Here is an 18,281-nt window from a genome sequence, read left to right on the forward strand (position 1 = left end):
CCGACCTATTAACAACCACCCAACACGCTTACAGCCACAAGGCCAAACCCCCAACATAAACAACGCGTTTAGTTCCTATAGCCCATGAAATATCAATTAAGCCCCTAGATTCCTTAAGAATCTCAGGGGCTTAATGGCTGGTGGCTCCGAGCGGGATCGAACCGTTGACCTAGCGATTTTCAGTCGCTCGCTCTACCAACTGAGCTACAGAGCCATGAACAGTCGAAAAGACCCGGAAAAACCGGGTCAGACCGTTCCCAGCGACTCCGGCCGGACTTGAACCGGTGACCTCCGCCGTGACAGGGCGGCGCTCTAACCAACTGAGCTACGGAGCCGAGGCTGCTTGAACAGCCAAGAGGAAAGTTTACATGAGCGCCGGGGGAATGCAAGCCCCGGCGCGTCGCTGCCTAGTCCTGCTGCTGCCAGCCATCGGTGTCGATGTGGTGGGCAGGGTTGGCCTGCCAGGCCTTCCAGGCCGATTCGACGATCTCTTCGACGCCGTACTTGGCATGCCATCCCATCTCGGTGTTGATCCGGGTGGGGTCGCCGATCAGGTGCGGCGGGTCGCCGGCACGGCGGGGCTTGATGGCCTCGGTGAAGGGCAGACCCGTCACTTTCCTGACTTCGTCCACGATTTGGCGAACGGATGTGCCCTGGCCGGTGCCCACGTTGAAGGCGTCGTAGCGGCGCTGGTCGCGGTCCAGGTAGTCCAGGGCGGCGATGTGGGCATCGGCCAGATCGGAGACGTGGATGTAGTCGCGCACGCAGGTGCCGTCGGGGGTGGGGTAGTCGTCGCCGAAGATGGCGGGTGCCTTGCCCTGCCGCAGCCTGTCGAAGAGCATGGGAATCAGGTTGAGGACAGCCGGGTCCTCCAGGCTGACCGGTCCGCAGCCGGCCACGTTGAAGTAGCGCAGGGCGCAGAAGCGGATGCCGTAAGGCTGCTCGCAGGCCCGGGCCATCCACTCGCCGACCAACTTGGTCTGGCCGTAGGGGTTGATGGGGACCATGGGCTGCACATCCTCGGGGACCACGTCGACCGGAGGCTCGCCGTAAGTCGCGGCTGAGCTGGAGAAGACCAGCTTCTTGGCATCGGTCTTTGCCATTGCGGACAGGACGTTGATCATGCCGTTCAGGTTCTGCCGGTAGTACCAGATGGGCTTCTCCACGGACTCGCCCACCTGCTTGCGGGCGGCGAAGTGGATGACCGAGTCGACCTTGTTCTCCTCGATGATCTCAGCCAGACGTTCGTCGGCACCAGGAGCGGCCACATCAGCGCCGTAGAGACGGGCCTTGCCGATCCGGTCGGGTTTGCCATAGCTGAGGTCATCGACCACGACGACCTCCTTGCCGGCCTCTTGCAGGGCGTGGACCACATGGGCGCCGATGTATCCGCAGCCGCCTGTAACCAAAACTGACATTTACATGCCTTTCCTGTCGAAAACCTGACGTAAGAGCTTGTTCGGTTTTGCAATCTTTTGTTGTTTTTTGTTCTAGATTGAGTATATCACGGGCACATGTGACTGTTGTGCCCGCTTGTATCCGCTTTCTAGGATATATATGAGCTGTGATGAGTGCAGAAAGACAGAGCAAGGCCCCCATGAGGTCCATCGTCTCCTATGTGAGGCGGTCCGAGAAGCTGAACGACCGGCTGGCGAGGGCTTGGGCTCGGTATTCCACCAGATACCTGCTCGATTTGGGCCAGGCTGAGGGCTCGTTGACAGTTGCCGAGGACCTGCGTTGTGATGCAGCAATGATCGGGTCGGTCTGGGGACGGGAGGCGCCGCTGATCGTCGAGATCGGATCCGGCCAGGGGGAGAACGTCGTCGCCAGCGCCCGGGAGCACCCCGATAGGAACTACCTGGCCCTGGAGGTCTATCAGCCAGGGTTGGCCCATACCATGCTGATGGCCGGTAAATCCGACCTGGATAATTTGCGGCTTGCCCAGGTCAACGCCCCGGACCTTCTGGCCCGGATGGATCCTGGGCTGATCAAGGAAGTCTGGACCTTCTTCCCCGACCCCTGGCCCAAGATGAAGCACCACAAGCGTCGTCTGGTCCAGCCGGCTCTGGCTGAAGATCTGGCGAGGTGCTTGGTGCCTGGCGGCATCTGGCGAATTGCAACCGACATCGAGGATTACGCCCTGCATGTGCATGAGGTGATGGATAAGAATCCGAGATTCAAAAACCTGGGCAATCTACGAGTCAGTCTGCCCACCCAACATGTCGGCAAGGGGACGGCTGATCAGGCCAAATCCCTGCCTCATGCCGTGTTCATGGAGTCGGAGCGGTTCGACGGCAGAATCGTGACCAATTTCGAGCGTAAGGGGATCAAGGCCGGACGGGTCATCCACGACCTGACCTATCAGGTTTCGGCAGACTGACCATAGAGTGCGCATAAACATGAAGAGCGAGGGAGGCCCCCGATGGTCAAGAGAATAGTGGTGGGAATGCTGGCCCATGTCGATGCCGGCAAGACCACGCTCTCGGAAGCCATGCTCTATCGGGGCGGACGAATTCGCCGTCTGGGCAGGGTGGACCATGGCGATGCCTACCTGGATACCAACGATCTGGAGCGTCAACGTGGCATCACCATTTTCTCCAAGCCGGCCCGGTTGACCTATCGCGATGTCGATCTGACCCTCATCGACACACCTGGCCATGTGGATTTCTCGGCCGAGATGGAGCGGGTGCTCTCAGTCTTGGATTATGCTCTTCTGGTCGTCGATGCCACAGCCGGATTAGAGGGGTATGTCGATACGCTTTGGCGACTTCTGGCACGCTACGGGGTACCCACCTTCATCTTCATTAACAAGTTGGATGCCCCTGGTGCTGATGCCGCTCGCATTCTTGAAAGCTGCAAGCAACGCTGGTCTCCGGACTGCTTCGATTTGAGCCGTGGACTTGGGCATGGCGATATGGAGGATGTGGCCCTGCTCGACGGGAATGTGATGGAGGAGTATCTCAAGACCGAGGGCATATCGGATGAAAGTCTGGCGAGACTGGTTGCCGACCGCCGCCTCTTCCCCTGTTTCCTTGGGTCTGCCCTGCGCTTGGACGGAATCGACGCGCTTCTGGAGGGGCTGGAGCGGTACACCCTTTCGCCTGCCTACGGCAAACAGTTCGGTGCAAGGGTGTTTAAGGTATCGCATGATGACAAGGGTGCCAGATTGACCTGGCTCAAGGTGACCGGTGGCGGGCTGCCGGTCAAATCCTCTTTGGCCACCGAGCTCCGTCATGGAGATGAAGCCAGCAAAGAATCGGGTTCTGTTGCGGAGGCGTACAGGACAGCCGGAGATATAGGGAAGAACGGACGCGTTGTGACCAGGGAGACGGTTGATCAGCTTCGTGTCTATTCGGGAGACTCCTATAGGTTGACGGATTGCGCCCAGGCCGGAAGCATCGTGGCGGCAACCGGCCTTGACCTGACACGTCCGGGGCAGGGGCTTGGGTGCGAGCGGAAGGATCTGACTCCTGTGCTGGAGCCGGTGCTGTCCTATGCAGTGGAGGCCGAAGGGGTGGACCCGCACCACTTGTTGAGCGCCTTGCGCATCTTGGAGGATGAGGATCCCCTCCTGCATGTGGCCTGGCAGGAACAGCTCCAGGAGATTCACCTGCGTATCATGGGCCAGGTTCAGTTGGAGGTGATTCAGGAGGAGTTGGAGCGACGGTTCGGCATGCAGGTCTCCTTCAGCCAGGGCGGAATCCTCTATAGGGAGACTATCGCGGCCCCCGTCGAAGGCGTTGGACATTTCGAGCCCCTTCGTCATTACGCCGAAGTCCATCTGCTCCTGGAACCTACAGAGCCGGGCAGCGGTCTCAGTTTTGCGTCGACCTGCAGTCTCGATCGCCTGGACGGGAACTGGCAGCGGCTCATCATGACCCACCTTGCGGAGAAGGAGCATTTGGGAGTTCTGACGGGTTCGCCCATCACCGATATGCGCATCACCCTATTGGATGGCCGCGGCCATATCAAGCACACCGAGGGCGGGGACTTCCGCCAGGCCACCTACCGGGCCGTCCGGCAGGGGCTGATGAAAGCGCACAATATACTTCTGGAGCCCTGGTACCATTTCAGACTCACCGTTCCTCAGAAGAATTTGGGCAGGGCCATGTCGGACATCTACCGGATGAAGGGCGGCTTCTCGGAACCGCAGGCAGACGGGGATACTGTCGAATTGGAAGGGGATGCGCCAGTATCTCAGATGCGTGATTATGCCATCCAGGTCAGCACCTACACCCATGGCCGCGGACATCTGACCTGTTTCTTCAATGGGTATCGTCCCTGCCAGGACCAGGATGCTCTTGTGGATTCCATCGGGTACGATCCCGAGTCCGACCTGGAGAACACCCCTGACTCGGTCTTCTGTGCCCACGGAGCTGGATACGCGGTCAAATGGAACAAGGTGGAGGACTTCATGCACCTACCCGGCGGCCAGTACATCTGAACCATAGCCTTGAGGATTGTGTTCGGTGATCATCGGCATCGAGTGGCACGGGGAAAAGATCATTCTGGGCGGTCTGCCCTTATTGGTTGATGATTCACCTAGAATTACGAACATGATTGATCATCTGACGCTGAAGGTTCGGGATATCCGGGCTTCCATCGATTTCTATAGCAAAGCCCTGGCACCTTTGGGGTATGTGGCCAAGGCCCACCATGAGCCCACCATTGGGTTCGGTGCTGAGGATGATGGGGCCCACTCAGACTTCTATCTGACACCAGGCGAGGACGGGACCGGTTCACCGGTGACGCACATAGCCTTCAGCGCCGCTGATGCCGCAACGGTAGATGCCTTTTACAGGGAGGCGCTCGCTGCCGGGGGCCGTGACAATGGTGCTCCCGGGCTGCGTGATTATCATCCCAAATATTATTCGGCTTTCGTCTTGGATCCGGACGGGAACAATGTCGAAGCAGTGGTGGACTGGTCGGGATCCCAAAGGTAACTGCGCCGGTCCACATACGGGATCATGTCGGCATCCCAATGGTTGGAAGGGCTTAGGATTACCGGTATGACCTATACAGCCGCATTCGACGTGGGCACCACGCAGGTCAAGGCCGTTCTTGTGGATGACCAGGGCTCTGCCAGGGTGTGCGCGTCCAGCGGTCTTCTACCCATTGACACAACTGACGGACGTGTCGAGCAGAATCCCGAGGATTGGCTGCAGGCCTTCATCGAGGTGTCCCGTGACCTTTTGGCTAAAGCTGGGAAGATTCTTGAGCATTTCAAGAGCGACCAGGTCACCGGCATCATCATGAGCGGACAGATGCAGGACCTGATCGCCTTGGATGCGCTGGGGCAGCCTGTCGGGCCGGCGATCCTGTACGCGGACGGCAGGGCCGAAGAAGAGTCTGCTGAGCTGACGGAAATGTATGGGGCTGATTCCTTCCGCGCCCGAATGGGGAATCCGTGCGATGGGTCCCTGCCTATAGCCAAGCTGATGTGGATGTCCAGGTATCAGCCCGACCGGTATGCGCAGGTTCGCCACGTGCTCATCGATGCCAAGGATTATCTGATTTGGTGGCTGACCGGTGCCTACTGCGGCGATATGACGGCCTGCTCGACGGCAGGCGCCATCTTGCCCGGCTGGAAGTCGGGCGGATCGTTCCATACCTTGTTGCTTGGTGTGACCGAGTTGTTCAAGGTCAACGCCCACTGGTTGTCAACCACGGTGTCGGCCGGGGCATCCTCGGCCACGACGCCCTCGAATCTGATGATGATTCTGGGATTCGTGCCCGCCAGCCAGTTCGCCCGCACATAGTCGTCGGCGAACACGAGACGCACGGCATGGTTCGCGTCGTTCCACTCGCTGCGGTACTGGCTCTTGGGGATGAACTTGCCGGTGGTCAGGTCGGTGACCTCCAGGGTCTGCTTGTCCGGCTGGAAGTGCTCGTCATACGTGTCGGTGACCGCCACCTCGACGATAGTGTAGGCGAGACTGTCGGGCAGGTGCGGCTGGGTTTCCAGACGGTATTCGAGACGCTGGCCGGGGAAGACGATCTTGCCGTCCACGCTGTCCTGGGCGCCGCCTTGGGAGGATTCCCCGACCACATCCTTGACCACGGACGGCACGTAACCGCAGACCTTCGGCTCGTTGGTTTCGACCGTGTGGGTGTTGATGGTCTGCGAGCCGGCGTTGGTCAACTCCGCGCCGTTCTTGCCGGCGGTGCAGAACGTGATCTCGTCGTCCGCTTCGATGCCGAAGTCATCGCGCACCTGGCCCGCTCCGGCCCCGTTGGCGTAGTTCGCGCGGCCGGGCACGAGCATCGTGATCTGCCTGGCCTTCTCCAAGTCCTTCAGTCCGGTCAGGTAGGAGGCCTTGGCTGTGGCGGTGACCACGGTGCCATCGGTTGTGATGTCCCACTGGTCGGTGATGTCACGGCCACGGTTGGCGATGTCGCTTACGCTGCTTTCGCGATCGGTGCCCGCGTCCGCCTCGTACACTCGGACGTTCGCCGCTTCATCGGCGTCGAACAGGTAGTCGGCGGCTGTCCAATCATCGACCAAGGTGAGCGTCCGCGGGGCCTGGATCAGGTTCGCCGGCACGGTGCCGTTGACCACGGAGGCCACGCGGTCTCCGTCGAGGAACACCTTGCCGTCGCCGCCGGTCTGGTTGGTGCGGTCGGGGTCGATCACGGCCTGCCACTTGCCATTAGTGTCGAGCATGATCCAGCTTTTGTCGGGATTGGGACGCCAGGTGTCGAACTCGCGTTCTCCCGCGTCGGCCTCGGGCAGCTGGTTCCACTTGCCCCACGCATGGTCGCTGATGTTCTGGTAATCGGATGGCAGGCTGACGGTCACATCGAAGCCGAACACATACTCGTGGTCGAACGGCATCATGCCCTTGTTGGCCGAACGGACCGCGCTGACCGTGTTCGATGCGCGGTCCCAACCGATCTCGAACTCGTTGGAGACATCGCGATTGTTGTCGGTGGCGTCCACGAGCGTGAAGCCGTCCACCGTGTAATCGACGCCGTTGGGTTCGATCACGTCCCTGAAACTCAGCTCGTAACCGCCCCGGCCGGTCCCATACGTGATGGTGGTGCGGTTGGTCATCTGGTCGGCGCTGACGCCTTCCTCGATGCTTTTGACCGGATCGGCCGGCGGCACGGCGCTGACCTTCCAGGTCTCCGCCGGATCCCGGTCCGTGGTGTCCACGGCCGCCTGCATGCTTCCCTGCCTGGGCACTTGGATGTCGATCCAATATGTGCCCTCGGCCCAGGAATCCATGCCGAAATCACCCGGCGAGGCCAGGTTGTCGATCACGGTGTCGCCGCTGTTGGCGAAGCTGATCGGCTTGCTCACGCTGCCCGTCGGCGTGTAGGGGCCGCCATCGTAGTGCACGATCGCGGTGCCGTGCAGGGTCTCCTTGATCGACGAGCCGCCGTTGTTCGCGTGGATGGTGTCGCCGACCGGCGTGGTCGAGCCGACCTGCATGTCGGTCTGCTGGCGGTGCGAGGTGGTGACGGTCAACGGATAATCGACGGGCGGCTGGTTCTTGGCCAGCACGACCACACGGAACGAGGCATCGGGATTGGCGTTGATGGAATCCTGCACCAGGCTATCCACCGAACGCACGCCAAGTCGATCGGTCCACGTGGTGCCGGTCGTGTACGACTGGCCTTGGTACTGGTAGGTGCCGCGCCCTTCGGCGGCCCATTGGGACTCCCAACGCTGACGCGCGTTCGAACTGACATAGGAACCGCTGAACACGCCGTTGCCGAGGCGCGCGTAGCCGACAGCGACCATCCGGCATTCCGCGTCACCCTCCCCGGTGTATGAGGCCTTGCACTCCGAGATCGCGTCGGCAAGGATGGCATTCATATCCACGAACTGATTCGACCCATCCTCCAAATCGGAAGACAGGGTGGTGCCCGAATCACGTATCGCCTGCTTCATGCCCTCCAGAGTGGCGGGCCAGGAATCCTTGTAGATCCAATGCACGTCGGCGGTCTGCGATGGAACCTGCCCGCCGGAACCGCCACCGCCCTCGCCGGAACCGCCACCACCGCCCTCGGCGAACGCGGCTGGCGCCAGATATCCCAAGGCCAACGCCCCTGCGGTCAGGGCAGCCACCAGCATCGTGCGCCTGCTCTTCTTCCCACCTGACATACGTATCCGTCCTTTCAGTCGGAAGCGCCCCATGATGCGCTCCCTCCCGTTTCACACGGATACGGAAAATGCGGGCGACCATTCACGGACGCCCGCATCCTTCCTTGTCCCTGGAAGAAGAACGCACCGGCGGGCCTTCCGCCGGGACGCCTTCCCCCCAGCTTCCCCCCGTTAACTGCAATCAGCAGCGGACAACCATTCAAACAGTCTGCCATTACATGCACGAATATTTATTCAACCATCTATTAAATTAAAATGGCTTGATTCCATTTCTATTGAGATGGGAACCAAGCCATATCTCATGCAACAGTAAAATGCATCAGAATACATCGTTATCTAATGCGATACATTGAGAATATAATTCTTAGTTATCCTAAGGTCTTAGGATGCCGGACAGTTTGCGGTGACGTCTTGTTGGATGCCGGAGGGGTCGCCGAGTTTGGCTTTGTCGATGTTGTCTTTGAAGAATCGTCGGGTCGCGTCATCGGCTCGGTCAGGGCTCATGAATCCCATCTCGGGGACTTTCTCCAGTTCCTTGAGCGCTTCTTCGCTGCGCTCCGGTTGAGAGGAATAGGTGTTGAGCCATTCCTTCTCCCACGCGCACTGGAAGAGATTGGACGCCTGGGTGTCTCCCCATCCTTGTTGGAAGGACGTGCCGGAATCCGACGGCATGGATTCAGGCGGGGTGTAGTCCTGGGGCCAGGAGAGTTTGCCGATGGATTCCCGGTATTCCTTGTTGATCTCGTCGTAGCCGACGATTTTCCTGGAGTCGCCCGCGCTCGAGACGTCGCCGTTGGTGCAGCTGGCGAGGCTCAGGGCGAGGATGCCGGCGCATGCCGTCGCCAGCGCTTTCTTGCCTGCGTTTGTGAGGGTGGATTTCATCTTGGTTGCATCTCCTTGTTGGTGATGTGTGTGGTGTTTGGGCTACCGCAGTGCCAGTGCCGGTTGGAGCCTGGCCGCGCGTATGGCGGGGACGAGGCTCCCGATGATCGAGGTCGCCAGCGCCGCCGAGACGGCTGCGATGGCGGCGGCGAGGGGGAACGCAGGGGGTTGCAGAGGCGAGTATGACGGCAGGAACGCCGGGAGCGCGCCTACCGCGCATGCCGATATGGCGACGGCCAATAGCGACACCGAAAGACCGATGATGAGCTGGCTTCCGATCACCAGGCCTATGAGGGATGCCCGCGTGGCGCCGAGCGCGCGTCTGACGAGGAGCTCGTGTGTTCTGGATTCCAATGACGCCAGGCCGATGTTGACGATGCCGATGGCCGAGACGAAGAGCAGCAGGATGGCGCAGACGCCGAACGCGATTTGCATGACCGTGATCACCGATTCGTAGCTTTGCGCGTTGTCGATTGTCTGAACGCCGGACACGGAGCCTCCTATGGAGTCGAACAGGATGTCCTCGACAACGGTCCTGACCCGTTGCTTGCCGAGTTGCGGGAAATCCAGCCAGAGGATGGTAGCGCTTCGCGAAACGATCCTCATGTATTGGGTCAGCGCTTGGGCGTTGACATAGATGGTCGGGTCCGTGCGTCCGTCGTTGACGACGCCGGTCACGGTGAACGGGGTCGCGATCGTGGTTTGGTTTGTCTTCGCGTATGCGGTGGAGTCCTTGGGAAGGTTCTGTTCCGCGGCGAGATTGACGACGATCGATGCGGTCGATCGTTCGCCGCCGGCGTACCAGCGTCCGGATTTCATCGGAAGGTTGTAGATGCTCGAATATCCGGGAGTGGTCGCCACGACGTCTCCCTTGATTCCTCCGCTTGACTGCGTTCCGGGAGAGAACGTGATGTCGGTATCAAGGTTGAGGATGATTGCCGTCTCATGGTTCTTGGCCGCGATTGCGTCGGCGAGGCGCGAGAAATCATCCGCGTCGCTCAGCCTCGGGCTGTTCATGGAAACGGTGACCAGCGGGGTGCGCCCGTAGAGTTGTTCGTTGATCGCCACCAGGTAGTCCTTGCCGATGGTTCCCGCGAGGACGGCGAGTATGACCGCCACGATCCCTATGAGCATCGACAGACCGGTGAGTGCGGATCGCAATGGGGCGAGCCGTAGATCCTTAATCAATTGACGGAGCATGGAGCTCGCCTCCGGACATGGTGTACGTGATGTCGCAGGTGGCGGCGAGATCATCGTCATGGGTGACGAGCAGCAAGGTCGTGGCATGCTCGCGCACTGCGTCCCGCAGCACCGAAAGCACCTCGCCGCTGGTCTTGGTGTCGAGTGCTCCGGTCGGCTCGTCGCAGATGAGAAGCTCGGGCTGGTTGACCAGGGCGCGGGCGATCGCCACCCGTTGCTGTTCGCCGCCCGAGAGTCTTTTCGGCAGTTCCCCCGCCTTGTCCCTGAGACCGACCGAAGCGAGCGCGGCAAGGCACCTGCGCCTGCGGGCCGAGGCGGAAGCGCCCGTGGCGCGGGGACGGCGGGCATGCTGGCCGTACCACAATGCCAGCTCGACGTTTTCGAGCGCCGATAGATGACCGATCAACGAATAGTTCTGGAACACGAAGCCGATGTGCCCGGCCCTCATGAACGAAAGCCGCCTGTCGGACAACGCGCCGACGTCTTGGCCTTTGTACAGGTAACGGCCGCTGAACTGCGTGTTCAGCATCCCGATGATGCTTATCAGGCTGGTCTTGCCGGCTCCCGACTTGCCCACTATCGAGTATGTCATGCCGGCGAACAGCTCCAGGGAGACGTCGTTCACCGTCGTGAGCCTGTCCTTGTTGCCCAGGGTCACGACGGCCGACACTCCCTGCAGGGCCACGAGCGGCTTCGTTGATTCAGACATGCGGTGCCGCCCTACTTGGATTGCGAATCCAGATCGGGAGGAGTGGCCGACACGGCGTCTCCCGCCTTCAGTCCCGAGGTGATTTCGATGCGGGCGCCGTCCGTGGCGCCCAGGCCGACGTCGAGAACCGTGCCGTCGGGACGGCGGACCTGTCCCTTCTGCAGTCTGCCGGCCACGGCGGTGACCGGCAGCAACGCGACGTCGTTGCGTGCCTGTGCCGTCACGACCAGTATCGCCGACTGTCCCGCCCTCACCAAGGAATCGGTGGGAATGAGGCAGGCGTAGGAATCGGAGATCGAAATCGTGGAGGACTGTCCCTCCGCTCCGGAGGATGCGTCCGAGGCCAATGGCACGACGCCCGAGCAGTCCGTCGGGCCGACGCCATCCGTGACCTGGAATTTCCCGGCGAAAGGAGCGTTGCCGACGGTCGCCACGAGATTGGATAGATCCCCGGTCAGGCCGAAGCCGTCGAAACGCAGGGTCACGACCGGATAGTTGGCGGGGACGGTCGTTCGCGCAGCGATCACGCTCACGACGGTCGCGCCCACGGGAGAAACCAATTGCCGGTCTTCGACACTTCCCAACACAGTCCCTTGCTCGACCCGCTGGCCGGATTCCACCGACGGGACGAAGACGCCGACCTTGGTCGCCAGCACGGCGAAATCAACGCCAGCGCCGACCTGCGCTTTCAAAGAACGCGTGGGAACGATGTCACCGGTCTCGACCCGCACCGTTTGCGCGGTCCGATTACTTAACGCACTTGCAGGTTGCTCTCCATACTGCTTGTTTTCAGTCGAAGAGCAACCTACAAGTGCAAGAGGTATCAGCAAGATGACAATCGCCCGCTGCATACGTCGAATATTCATCTTGACCTCCATTAGTATGTGAGGTTACCACCCCAATTAGTGTCGCAGAACCAAGTGCAAGCTCCCATTCTGCCTTGGAAGGCGAAACGAGTGCCAACGAGAATATTATCCCAAGACTTAGCTCCAACGGTATTCCACTGAAGTGAGTCCGTGAATTGCGGTCCTCCTGATGCCTTCATGTTACGAAGCCCGAGGCGCAGATAGTTTGACGGCATGTTATTCACTGATAGGCTGATAGGGCCGGTGAATGTATGCGTGCGTGTGTAGTCGTACTGCACAAGGCTGCCGGACTTATTGAGTTCTCCCGACACATAGGCATTATCGGCCCATGCTGTCCCCTCGCAACCGATAGCGAGGGCAACGGCAGCCGCACTTGCCGTAAGAAGTTTGATATGACGTTTCATGATATGCTCTCTTTCTCTGGGAAGCATGTCAATATGGAGGCCAAGTCAACCGCGTCTTAGCTCTCCCGATATCAGCGGATACCCTGTTTTCTGCACAGATGTCAAGTCATAAGCCTTGACGTTTGTCAACCGTGTTTCCCTTCGTTGTTTTGGCTTCAGACAACAGCCTAGCGCTAAAAGTATCGGTCTTGCCAGTGCGAATTGTTTTCCTCATTCATGGTTGCTGTCTAAGTGGTCGAGTTCGTGTTCGATGGCGTGGCGCAGGATCTGTTGCATGGGCGTGCCGTGTTCGGTGGCGGCGATCTTGAGGCGGTTCTTCAGACGGACGGGCAGGCGCAGGGAGAACATGACCAGTGGCTCGCCGGCGTTGTTCTGCCCGGCGGATTGCTTGTCTTCGGCCTGTTGGTCGAGGACTTTGTCGAAGGGCACGGGTCTGGGCAGTGGTTGGTAGTTGCCTTTCATGCCAGTTCCTCCTTGGCGATGCGCGTTAGTTCGTCGGCTAGGTCCCGGTATTCGTACAGTTGCTTGGGGTTTATGCCGAGCGAGGTCTTGATCGGTTGTCGTTTGGCGATGAAAGTGTCGAAGCGTGCGGTGTCGGTTTGTTCCAACGCGGCCAGGGTCTGGGCCCAGGCGTTGGTGTTTGCTTCGACGCGCACCGGCAGTAGGGCCGCCCTGGTGGCGCGTCGGGCGCGGTCGAGCGTGTCCCATGCCTGCTGGAGGTCCATCGGCGAGTCCGAGGTGGGCACGATGACGAAATCGGCCACGGCCAACGTCTTGTCGAGCAGCGGGCCTTGCGGAGGGGCGTCGATGATCGACCATTCCCTTGCGGCCGGGTCGCCGCCCAGATGGGCGAGGGTGGCCATGTTGGCCGGCAGCACGTCGAAGGGCAGCGGGTCTCCCGCTTGTTCGGCGGCGGCCGCCCATAGGCTGGCGCTGGACTGCGGGTCCGCGTCGTAGACCGCCACCTCGATTCCGCGCCGGGCCAGCACGGCGGCCAGATAGATGCAGCTGGTGGTCTTGGCCACCCCGCCCTTCGCGTTCGCCAACGCTACTCGCATGATGCTTCCTCCTTGGATTCGGGACCATTCGCCGGATCGCCGGCATGGTCGGTTGTTTGATTGCTTGATTGTCGGATTGCTTGATTGTCTGTTTGCATGATGGTTTGACGGTCATGCGGCTCATTCTTGGGTTGGGCGCGGCCTGCGGCGCGCCATCGGCGTTGCCCGCGTTCCATGCTGGCCTTGCCCCGGGCCGTGTCGAAGACTTCGGGATGGGCTTGGAGCCAGTCGACGAACAGGCCCCAGCGCCGGGCCCAGGGCACCGTGCGGTCGCGGCAGGGCACGCCGTCGGCTTCCGCTAGACGGGCGATCTGGCGCCGGTCGGTGCACGAGCGGCCGCCGTACAAGCCCCATTCCAGGCCGGCGGCACCGGCGTAGGCCAGGCATTCGGCCCTCACCGGGCAGTCGTGCTCGCATACCGACGCGCCCGCCTGTCGGAACACGCGGGCCAGGGGATGCTTGTCCTCGAACTCCAGGCCCCACATCAGGTCGGCCCACGGCTGCGGGAAATCCGCGCAGCATCCCATGTTCTTCCACGCCTCCGGCGAACGGGGCGCGGCATCCGCTATGCCGGTCATGCCTTGGCCTCCTCGTGGGATTCCTTGTCTTCGGCGCGGTCGGTTTTCTCTAGGCCGATGGCGTGGCTGGCTTGGTTGCGCCGGTCGTAGGCGCACACCGGACACTCTGCCTGCTTGGTTTCGCCGTCGAGGTGCGCCTGGCACAATGCGATCGACAGGATGCCGCCGCCGTAGACCGGCACCCGCCAGGCCAAGCCCGAACTAACCGCCACCGGCCGGTCTGGATCATGGACCGGCGTGAGCTCGGCAGCAGCGGCATGGCTGCCGGAATGCTGCGGACCTCGTGCCCGCTTGGTGCGCATGTCGAGGCTGACCTGCGCGAAGTAGCGTTCGACCATCGTGCCGTCCACCAGCCATGAGATCCAGCGCGGATTGCCATACGCCCAATCAAGGATCGTCTCGACCTCCGTCAGAGAGCGTTCCATCAGCAGCTCGTGGACCTTGCGTCGGTCTCGCATCGACGCCGGCCTGGCTGCCTTCGGGTCGATGGCCGCCACACGGTCATGGATCAGCGTCAGCACGCGAACCTCCTGCAGGGCCCGGGAACGCACCCGCTCGTCCGCATCCTCCGTCCCTGGCGTCCACAGCGGATCGCGTACGCCCTTGGGAGGCAGCGCCAGACGCCAATCCGGTGCATCACGCTCGCTTCGCTCCTCCTCGGGTTGTTCCCCGGCGAGGGGAATGTCCCCGTAGGGGACAAGGGGAGCATTGGTTATCACTTGTCTATTGGGTGACATGACGTCACCTCTCTTCGGACAAGATGTCACCTCACCGGCGGGATCGCCCTGGGGTGACATTGTGTCAGGTGACACTGCGTCAGGTGACGCCATGTCACCCCGCGCGCACTCCTTGCTCCGCGATGGTTCGGCTGTACTGGGTTTCGCTGGAACGTCCTTGCCTGCGTCGGTCTCGCCGGGATCGGTGATATCCTCCGGCTCGGTCTGCGCGCCCTTCATCACCACGTCCCACACCTTGGAACGATGCCCCCTGGGGATGGGCTCGTGGCTGCGGGGATTGCGCGCGGCCAGCTCCTGGTCACCCTCGCGCAAGTAGCCCAGCTCCTGCAAACGTTTCAACGCGCGCAGCACGGAACGGCGCGTGCAATGGCAATGTGCCGCGATGGTGTTGACCGACGGCCACGCGCCGCACCCGTCGTCGTAATACGCCCTTCGCGCCAGATACACCAACACGAACTTCTCCGACAGGCTCAGCCGCTCGTCCTGCAACTGCCACGCCCACTGCTCCGCCGGCCCGCTCATCGCGCATCCTCCTCGCGACCCCTGGCATCATGGAGCCGTTCGCCGATGCGGTCGCCCAACGCGGCCGCGCGGCACAACGCCCACACCGCCAGCAGACACACGACGATTGCGACGACGGCCACCGCCGCCACAGCCCGGCCCATCTCAGGCGCTCCGGCGACGACGGCGCGACGAGCGCGCGGGATGAAGCAACACCGCCAGCAGGTGCGCGCGGGCGATCCGCACACGCAGCGACGGGATGGTTTTCATGGCTCCCGCCGCACGCGGGGCGGAAGCGATGGTAGGATTGGTCATTGCGATAACTCTCTTTCAATGGAGGGCGAATCCCGGGACTCATGTCACTTGAATCGCTCGGAATCCCGCCCAAGGTTGTCGATCAGCCCCGCACCAAGCGCCAACACGGTGCGGAGCGCTTTCGTTTTCCATGTTTTTCCCGGCCCGGTTCGACCAGACCGAACCGGGGAGGCGGTCGTATTGCGCAACCAAGCGCGCCGCCCATAGCATGGTGCGCACAAGCCCCCAAGGGCACGCGAGCGAAAGGAACGGACATGACCGGCAACACCACGGCAAGGACACAGGCCGTCGAACTGGGAGAGCACCTGCGGGAAGTCGCCGCATGGAACGTGCGACTGCACCTGGCCAAGGAAGAACTCGAACAGCAGGCCCTGTGCGAGGCGGCCGGCGTGACCAAGGCCACCATATCGGCCAGAATGAACCTCGACGCCGCATGGGACCTCAACGCCATCGCGGCCGCGGCCGTCACCCTCGGCATGCCTCCGGCCGAACTGCTCGACGACACGCTGTACGACATCGTCAACAACGACGACACGAACACAAACGAAGGCAAAGGTGCATCGTTGGTGGCAGCACTGACCTCGACGCTCCTGGCACGCCACATCGCCGGCAGGTGCGACCCGTTGAAAACAAAAGGCTCCTGCCGAATCACAATGATGGCGACAGGAGCAAACCGGTACCCCCGGAGAGAGTCGAACTCTCGCTGTCAGATTGAAAGTCTGGTGTCCTAACCGTTAGACGACGGGGGCGAACGAAGCCATGGTACTCGATACCCCTGGACCATGGCAAGTGCCGACCTGTCACAGGTCGGTTCGAGTGAGGTTCCGGGCAGTGTGTTGCTTGGCCGCCTGGCCTACTTCTTGATAAAGGCCTGGTACCGTTCCTGATCGAGAACCTTGTCGATTTCGCCTATATACTCGACCCACTCGTTGTTATGGGTGAACCCTCTCTTGAACTTGTAGAGGCCGTCACTGTCGTCAAAGCCGAATATGCCGCCGAAGTCATAGCGCTTCTTGCCGCTGGCGATCGCGTGTTCGATCTGCGCCCACTGAACCAGGTAGGGTGCCATGTAGTTGCGCATGATGTTAAGGCTGCCGCCATACATGTACCACGACTTGTCGCCGAACTCGAAGTTGAGGGCACCGGCGATCGCCTGGGAATCAACGCGGGCCAGGTAAATGCCCAGAATTCCCTTGCCGGCGCAGTTCTGGACCATTCTGTCGAAGTAGGCCTTGGGGCGGTAGGCGATGCCATGGCGTTGGCTCATCACCTCATAGGTGTGGTAGAACTCGTCCATGGCCTCCTGGGTCTCGTCTCGCTCCACCTTCACCCCCTTGCGCCCAGCCAAACGGATGTTGTAGCGGGTCTTGGAATGGAAGGTCATGATCAGGTCATCCGGATCTACGCCGTCAATGTCGAGGACCACATTGAAGCGGGGCTGGGTGGTGGCATGGGCCTCCTCCTTGGGGAGGTTTCTGTTGCGCATCACGTAACCGTCAGCCTTGAGTCTGGCGTTGAGATCGTCGTCGAAGGGGACTTCAGGATCCAGGCGGAGGAGGAAGCAGTTTCGGGCCTCCAGCTCCGGCATGGCCTCCTTAACGAGGGCATTGAGGGTATCTATGTCGAAGCGGTCGCCTACCGGACCCTTGGTGGCGTATGCGAAGCCGTCGATGGTCAGAACCGACATGGCTGCTTTCGGGTTCTCAAGGGGGCCCAGATAAACGTAAAAACTGCCCCAGTTGTTCTTGATTCTGCCCCATTCAACGGACTGTGTTATGGAGGTGAAAGGTGCCTTTCTTACATAATCTTCATATGCGTCTATCCGTGAATCATCAGCGGTCAGAATCGGCATTATCTCAACTCCTCAGTAATTCCTCTTTTATCTTTGCTACAGGGGGAAGTATCGGCCCAAAGAGGATTCAATCAGTGCAAATCTTAGTCTGCTCAAAGGATATAAGGGCTGGTCTCACCGGTCGTCGTCCGAACCCAGCTCCTGGTCGCGACGGTGAAAGAGTTCCATCTGTTCGCGGATCCAGACACGTTCCGCAGGATTGATGTCGGCGGATTCCAGGTACTTCTGGTAGACGGGGTAGAAGGCTCGCAGAATTGGGTAGATAGCGTATAGGGTGTGTTCGGGCTTCTGCTCCCTGGTGTGTTGTGGGTGGGCGTCGAAGGTGTTCTTGAAGCGTTGCATGTAGTGGCGGAAGGATGTGAAGGAGGTGTCCATGCGGCGAGCGCTGATGCCCACGTTCATGTCCTTGCAGTATACCGTCTTGAACCCCTGGTCGATTAGGTGCAGGGAGATATCGACATCCTCATGCATGATGTCCTCTTTATCCCTGCAGACCTGGTTGCGTATGGCCCGCCAGGCCGTGGCGCGCAGGGCCATATTGGATCCGTAGAGCAGGTATTGCCCGTCGTCGGCCCGGTAGATGGCCCGGCGGATAGTGTTGTCGCCCTTGAGCCCGATCTTCTTGCCCGGCATGTCATAATAGGCTACTGGTCCAGTGGCGCCCATGGCTTTTGGATCACGGGTGAAGACGCCGGAGACCACCTCGACCCAGTTCGGTCGCAGCATGCAGTCCGCATCGATTCGGCCCAGTACGTCGCCGGTTGCCCGGTCAAGTCCGTAATTGCGGGTGGGAATCAACCCTTGCTCGCTGTCCTGATGGAGAAGCTTGACATGCTGGTCAGGGTGCTGGTCGATGAATTGCTGGACGATGGAGGCCGTTGCGTCCGTAGAGTGGTTGTCGACTACCAGCACCTCCTTGGGTGCCTGGCTCTGCCTGGTGGCGTTCAGTAGGCAGTCTTCAATGCGTTCTTCCTCATTCCAGGCGGGTATGACTATGGAAACGGTCAACATACCCCTCAGGATACGTGTGCCCGGATACACCGTCGGCTCAACCTGCGCTCAATAGCCC

16 protein-coding genes, 3 tRNA genes and 2 pseudogenes are annotated in these 18,281 nt (G+C 60.8%); 4 read left to right on the forward strand and 17 right to left on the reverse strand.

Annotation, left to right across the window (positions count from 1 at the left end; all coding sequences use genetic code 11):
* Window positions 1-138: 138 nt before the first annotated feature.
* From H3T93_RS00005 to galE, 3 genes are all read right to left on the reverse strand, one after another.
* Window positions 139-214 (reverse strand) — tRNA-Phe (locus tag H3T93_RS00005).
* A 47-nt stretch (window positions 215-261) separates the two neighbouring features.
* A tRNA-Asp gene (locus tag H3T93_RS00010) sits at window positions 262-335 on the reverse strand.
* A 72-nt stretch (window positions 336-407) separates the two neighbouring features.
* Window positions 408-1,418: a UDP-glucose 4-epimerase GalE gene (gene galE, locus H3T93_RS00015; protein WP_144177536.1), complete on the reverse strand. Its 1,011-nt coding sequence runs from the start codon at window positions 1,416-1,418 to the stop codon at window positions 408-410.
* A gap of 149 nt (window positions 1,419-1,567) precedes the next feature.
* Between galE and trmB the strand changes: the two genes are divergently transcribed.
* The 4 genes and pseudogenes from trmB to H3T93_RS09080 all read left to right on the forward strand — a co-directional run.
* The gene (gene trmB / locus H3T93_RS00020; protein ID WP_046323245.1) at window positions 1,568-2,380 is read left to right on the forward strand and encodes a tRNA (guanosine(46)-N7)-methyltransferase TrmB; all 813 of its coding nucleotides are present in this window, start codon (window positions 1,568-1,570) and stop codon (window positions 2,378-2,380) included.
* A 42-nt stretch (window positions 2,381-2,422) separates the two neighbouring features.
* Window positions 2,423-4,444 carry an elongation factor G gene (locus H3T93_RS00025; protein WP_144177534.1) on the forward strand — a complete coding sequence of 674 codons (2,022 nt, stop codon included), beginning with the start codon at window positions 2,423-2,425 and terminating at the stop codon, window positions 4,442-4,444.
* Between the two features lie 112 nt (window positions 4,445-4,556).
* Entirely contained in the window at window positions 4,557-4,943 is a 387-nt protein-coding gene (locus tag H3T93_RS00030) for a VOC family protein (protein ID WP_144177533.1), read from the forward strand.
* Between the two features lie 66 nt (window positions 4,944-5,009).
* A pseudogene (locus tag H3T93_RS09080) lies at window positions 5,010-5,507 on the forward strand (FGGY family carbohydrate kinase); the annotation flags it as partial.
* Between the two features lie 68 nt (window positions 5,508-5,575).
* Here H3T93_RS09080 and H3T93_RS00035 read toward each other — a convergent pair.
* From H3T93_RS00035 to H3T93_RS00100, 14 genes and pseudogenes are all read right to left on the reverse strand, one after another.
* A pseudogene (locus H3T93_RS00035) lies at window positions 5,576-8,110 on the reverse strand (LPXTG cell wall anchor domain-containing protein); the annotation flags it as partial.
* Between the two features lie 381 nt (window positions 8,111-8,491).
* A complete protein-coding gene (locus H3T93_RS00040) occupies window positions 8,492-8,992 on the reverse strand; it encodes a hypothetical protein (RefSeq protein WP_015021892.1) in 501 nt (166 codons plus the stop codon).
* A 42-nt stretch (window positions 8,993-9,034) separates the two neighbouring features.
* Window positions 9,035-10,192 carry an ABC transporter permease gene (locus H3T93_RS00045; RefSeq protein ID WP_046323242.1) on the reverse strand — a complete coding sequence of 386 codons (1,158 nt, stop codon included), beginning with the start codon at window positions 10,190-10,192 and terminating at the stop codon, window positions 9,035-9,037.
* A complete protein-coding gene (locus H3T93_RS00050) occupies window positions 10,173-10,901 on the reverse strand; it encodes an ABC transporter ATP-binding protein (protein WP_015021890.1) in 729 nt (242 codons plus the stop codon). The genes H3T93_RS00045 and H3T93_RS00050 overlap by 20 nt, the downstream gene beginning before the upstream one ends.
* Before the next feature lie 11 nt (window positions 10,902-10,912).
* Window positions 10,913-11,767: a hypothetical protein gene (locus tag H3T93_RS00055; RefSeq protein ID WP_141650097.1), complete on the reverse strand. Its 855-nt coding sequence runs from the start codon at window positions 11,765-11,767 to the stop codon at window positions 10,913-10,915.
* A gap of 11 nt (window positions 11,768-11,778) precedes the next feature.
* Entirely contained in the window at window positions 11,779-12,171 is a 393-nt protein-coding gene (locus H3T93_RS00060) for a hypothetical protein (RefSeq protein ID WP_046323241.1), read from the reverse strand.
* Between the two features lie 210 nt (window positions 12,172-12,381).
* A complete protein-coding gene (locus tag H3T93_RS00065; RefSeq protein WP_046323240.1) occupies window positions 12,382-12,633 on the reverse strand; it encodes a hypothetical protein in 252 nt (83 codons plus the stop codon).
* Window positions 12,630-13,229: a ParA family protein gene (locus H3T93_RS00070; RefSeq protein ID WP_015021886.1), complete on the reverse strand. Its 600-nt coding sequence runs from the start codon at window positions 13,227-13,229 to the stop codon at window positions 12,630-12,632. Before H3T93_RS00070 ends, H3T93_RS00065 begins: the two co-directional genes overlap by 4 nt.
* Window positions 13,220-13,807, reverse strand: coding sequence for a WhiB family transcriptional regulator (locus H3T93_RS00075; protein WP_015021885.1), 588 nt, complete (start codon window positions 13,805-13,807; stop codon window positions 13,220-13,222). The genes H3T93_RS00070 and H3T93_RS00075 overlap by 10 nt, the downstream gene beginning before the upstream one ends.
* On the reverse strand, window positions 13,804-15,066 hold the full coding sequence (locus H3T93_RS00080) for a helix-turn-helix domain-containing protein (RefSeq protein WP_144177531.1): 1,263 nt from the start codon (window positions 15,064-15,066) through the stop codon (window positions 13,804-13,806). Before H3T93_RS00080 ends, H3T93_RS00075 begins: the two co-directional genes overlap by 4 nt.
* A gap of 144 nt (window positions 15,067-15,210) precedes the next feature.
* Window positions 15,211-15,360 (reverse strand): hypothetical protein, encoded by a 150-nt coding sequence (locus H3T93_RS00085; protein ID WP_014484172.1) that lies wholly within the window; start codon window positions 15,358-15,360, stop codon window positions 15,211-15,213.
* 677 nt (window positions 15,361-16,037) lie between these two features.
* Window positions 16,038-16,109: transfer RNA gene (locus H3T93_RS00090), tRNA-Glu, on the reverse strand.
* 104 nt (window positions 16,110-16,213) lie between these two features.
* A complete protein-coding gene (locus H3T93_RS00095) occupies window positions 16,214-17,212 on the reverse strand; it encodes a lipid II:glycine glycyltransferase FemX (protein WP_144177530.1) in 999 nt (332 codons plus the stop codon).
* Window positions 17,213-17,326: 114 nt separating this feature from the next.
* Complete coding sequence (locus H3T93_RS00100; protein WP_110425678.1) at window positions 17,327-18,223, reverse strand: glycosyltransferase; 897 nt, start codon at window positions 18,221-18,223, stop codon at window positions 17,327-17,329.
* Window positions 18,224-18,281: the final 58 nt, after the last annotated feature.

It is taken from the genome of Bifidobacterium sp. M0404 (assembly GCF_016101415.1).
Classification (GTDB): domain Bacteria; phylum Actinomycetota; class Actinomycetes; order Actinomycetales; family Bifidobacteriaceae; genus Bombiscardovia; species Bombiscardovia polysaccharolytica.

What these genes read in the sequence shown, in the direction of transcription:
- galE (WP_144177536.1), bottom strand. Translation starts at nt 1,418, where the DNA reads ATGTCAGTTTTGGTTACAGGCGGCTGCGGATACATCGGCGCCCATGTG.
- trmB (WP_046323245.1), top strand. Translation starts at nt 1,568, where the DNA reads ATGAGTGCAGAAAGACAGAGCAAGGCCCCCATGAGGTCCATCGTCTCC.
- H3T93_RS00025 (WP_144177534.1), top strand. Translation starts at nt 2,423, where the DNA reads ATGGTCAAGAGAATAGTGGTGGGAATGCTGGCCCATGTCGATGCCGGC.
- H3T93_RS00030 (WP_144177533.1), top strand. Translation starts at nt 4,557, where the DNA reads ATGATTGATCATCTGACGCTGAAGGTTCGGGATATCCGGGCTTCCATC.
- H3T93_RS00040 (WP_015021892.1), bottom strand. Translation starts at nt 8,992, where the DNA reads ATGAAATCCACCCTCACAAACGCAGGCAAGAAAGCGCTGGCGACGGCA.
- H3T93_RS00045 (WP_046323242.1), bottom strand. Translation starts at nt 10,192, where the DNA reads ATGCTCCGTCAATTGATTAAGGATCTACGGCTCGCCCCATTGCGATCC.
- H3T93_RS00050 (WP_015021890.1), bottom strand. Translation starts at nt 10,901, where the DNA reads ATGTCTGAATCAACGAAGCCGCTCGTGGCCCTGCAGGGAGTGTCGGCC.
- H3T93_RS00055 (WP_141650097.1), bottom strand. Translation starts at nt 11,767, where the DNA reads ATGAATATTCGACGTATGCAGCGGGCGATTGTCATCTTGCTGATACCT.
- H3T93_RS00060 (WP_046323241.1), bottom strand. Translation starts at nt 12,171, where the DNA reads ATGAAACGTCATATCAAACTTCTTACGGCAAGTGCGGCTGCCGTTGCC.
- H3T93_RS00065 (WP_046323240.1), bottom strand. Translation starts at nt 12,633, where the DNA reads ATGAAAGGCAACTACCAACCACTGCCCAGACCCGTGCCCTTCGACAAA.
- H3T93_RS00070 (WP_015021886.1), bottom strand. Translation starts at nt 13,229, where the DNA reads ATGCGAGTAGCGTTGGCGAACGCGAAGGGCGGGGTGGCCAAGACCACC.
- H3T93_RS00075 (WP_015021885.1), bottom strand. Translation starts at nt 13,807, where the DNA reads ATGACCGGCATAGCGGATGCCGCGCCCCGTTCGCCGGAGGCGTGGAAG.
- H3T93_RS00080 (WP_144177531.1), bottom strand. Translation starts at nt 15,066, where the DNA reads ATGAGCGGGCCGGCGGAGCAGTGGGCGTGGCAGTTGCAGGACGAGCGG.
- H3T93_RS00085 (WP_014484172.1), bottom strand. Translation starts at nt 15,360, where the DNA reads ATGACCAATCCTACCATCGCTTCCGCCCCGCGTGCGGCGGGAGCCATG.
- H3T93_RS00095 (WP_144177530.1), bottom strand. Translation starts at nt 17,212, where the DNA reads ATGCCGATTCTGACCGCTGATGATTCACGGATAGACGCATATGAAGAT.
- H3T93_RS00100 (WP_110425678.1), bottom strand. Translation starts at nt 18,223, where the DNA reads ATGTTGACCGTTTCCATAGTCATACCCGCCTGGAATGAGGAAGAACGC.